The organism is Yoonia sp. (assembly GCF_017854415.1).
Lineage (GTDB): Bacteria > Pseudomonadota > Alphaproteobacteria > Rhodobacterales > Rhodobacteraceae > Yoonia.
On sequence record NZ_JAFMHR010000036.1, the window covers coordinates 1 to 2,490 of the forward strand.

The following is a 2,490-nucleotide window of genomic DNA, read 5'->3' on the forward strand; positions in this document are numbered from 1 at the left end:
ATCCGCTTTGTCGATATCCCTGTGATGGGCGTCTACCTTGTGGTGATCGCGTTTTTCTTTGTGCTCGTGAACCTGATCGTTGATTTGCTTTACGTTTTTATCGATCCCCGCCTGCGCATAAAGGACGTGTCGTGATGTTGGCCTTTATCAAACGTCACGAAGGGCTGTGGTTGTTCACCCGTTCACCTGCCGTGATGATCGCTGCCATAGTGGCATTGACGATCATCATTGGTGCGGTTTTTGCGCCATGGATCGCGCCGGTCAACCCATATGACTTGGCGTCGTTTTCATTGATGGACGGCTTGCTTCCCCCCGTGTGGGAAGAATTCGGATCAGAGAAATTTCTGCTTGGCACAGATGACCAAGGGCGCGATATGATCTCGTCCATTTTATACGGCGCGCGGCTTTCGTTGATCATTGGTGTGTCGGCAATGATTATCGCGACGACTTTGGGCGTTGGTTTGGGACTCGCGGCGGGATATTTCGGGGGTCGGTTCGATGCGATTGTCATGCGGATTGCTAATGTGCAATTGGCGCTGCCCGCGATCCTGACCGCACTTTTGATCGACGGTATTGCACGCGGCGTCTTGCCCCCTGAAATGCAACAGGACCTTCGGGTCGTCGTTCTGACCATCGCAATTGCGTTATCGCTTTGGGTGAACTTTGCACGCACGGCACGCGCGTCGACGTTCGTGCAGATGAACAAGGAGTACGTGCAAGCAGCGGTCATGCAGGGGCAGCACCCGTTGCGGATCATGTTTGTTCATATCCTGCCCAATATCCTTGGACCGCTTTTGGTCATTATGACGGTTGATCTGGCATCGGCGATTTTACTAGAGGCGACGCTCTCGTTCCTCGGGATTGGCTTGCCTGCCGACAGCCCGTCGCTGGGGACATTGATCCGCATCGGTATGCAGTTCTTGCTGTCCGGAGAATGGTGGATTCTGTGGATTCCAACGCTGTTCTTGATTGCGCTCGTTGTGTCTATCAACCTGCTCGGTGATTTCTTGCGCGACGTCTTTAATCCGAGGTTGCGCTGATGTTGCGGGTTGAAAACCTCACAGTTAAATTCCCCTCGCGCTTTGGTGATGTCACTGCCGTCGAAGATATGTCTCTGGCCATCGGGGCGGGTGAAATTCACGGGCTTGTCGGCGAAAGCGGGGCTGGCAAATCTACTGTTGGCGCGGCGATCGTTGGGCTGTTGCAAAGTCCTGGCTATGTGTCTGACGGCACTCTTATGCTGGGTGATACAGATCTGCGCGGTCTTGATCGGTTCGCGGCGCATGCCTTGCGGGGAAAACGCATTTCCATGATCTTCCAAGATCCGCAAACCAGCCTCAACCCGTTGATGCGGATCGAAGATCAGTTAATTGAAACCATTCTTACTCATGAAGATATGCCGACAACGGCGGCAAAAAAACGTGCCGTTGATCTGCTTGAAGAAATGGGGATCGAGGATGCTGCAACGCGGATGCAGTCCTATCCGCACCAGTTTTCAGGGGGCATGCGTCAGCGTGTCGTGATTGCGCTCGCACTGTGTACGAACCCCGAATTGATTATCGCGGATGAACCCACAACCGCCTTGGATGTGGCAGTCCAATCCCAAGTACTAGAGCTGATCCGGCGCTTGGCAGACGTGCGCAAAGTCAGTTTTATGCTGATTACCCATGATATTGGCGTGATTGCGCAAATCGCTGATACGGTGACCGTGATGCGGCGCGGTAGGCTGATTGAAAACGGGCCAACTGCGCAGGTCTTGGGCCATCCCCAACATGCCTACACCAAACAACTGATGGCTGCTGTGCCGCCTCTTGATCGCAAGATCGCCCGCTTTCAGGTCCCCGAAGAAGACGGGCTGGCCGCACCTGGCAAAAGCAAAGGGGACGCAGCCGAGGCATGGCTGCTGGGTGGCGAACGTGACGTTCCGATTGGGCTCACGCTTGACGGGATCAATGTCGCATTTCCCGGGGTGCGCACCTCGATCTGGCGCAAGCCAGACGCATATATGGCCTTAAATGATATCAGTTTTGATGTGACCCCAGGATCGGTCATGGGCATCGTGGGCGAAAGCGGATCAGGCAAATCAACGCTGGCTAAAACGCTGACCGGGCTGATCAAACCGATAAGTGGCACGATGACGCTTGGCGGCGCGCCCTTGCCAGGTGGCAAAGCCAGATCGCGCCATCACCCATCGCGCCAGCTGATCCAGATGGTCTTTCAAGACCCGTTTTCATCGCTGAATTCACGTCACCGGATTGGGGCTATTCTTTCAGAACCCCTCTGGCTTTATGGGCTCGTCGAAGACAAAGACGCGCGGCGTGCATTGTGCGCTGACATGCTAGAGCTTGTCGGAATGGCACCAGAGGCGATAGACAAATACCCGCATCAATTCTCTGGCGGGCAACGCCAGCGCATCGCTGTCGCCCGTGCGCTTTTGGCAAGGCCCAAAATCCTAATCTGTGACGAGCCGACTTCGGCCCTCGACGTGTC

The 2,490-nt window shown here is 55.1% G+C and carries 2 protein-coding genes and 1 pseudogene; all 3 read left to right on the plus strand.

Features of this window, described 5'->3' with window-relative positions; translation table 11 throughout:
* A pseudogene (locus QZ197_RS06015) lies at positions 1 to 135 on the plus strand (ABC transporter permease); the annotation flags it as partial.
* Positions 135 to 1,040, plus strand: coding sequence for an ABC transporter permease (locus QZ197_RS06020; RefSeq protein WP_296430970.1), 906 nt, complete (start codon positions 135 to 137; stop codon positions 1,038 to 1,040). The pseudogene QZ197_RS06015 and the gene QZ197_RS06020, both read left to right, overlap by 1 nt.
* On the plus strand, positions 1,040 to 2,490 hold a 1,451-nt coding region (locus tag QZ197_RS06025; RefSeq protein ID WP_296430971.1), incomplete at its 3' end, for an ABC transporter ATP-binding protein. The genes QZ197_RS06020 and QZ197_RS06025, both read left to right, overlap by 1 nt.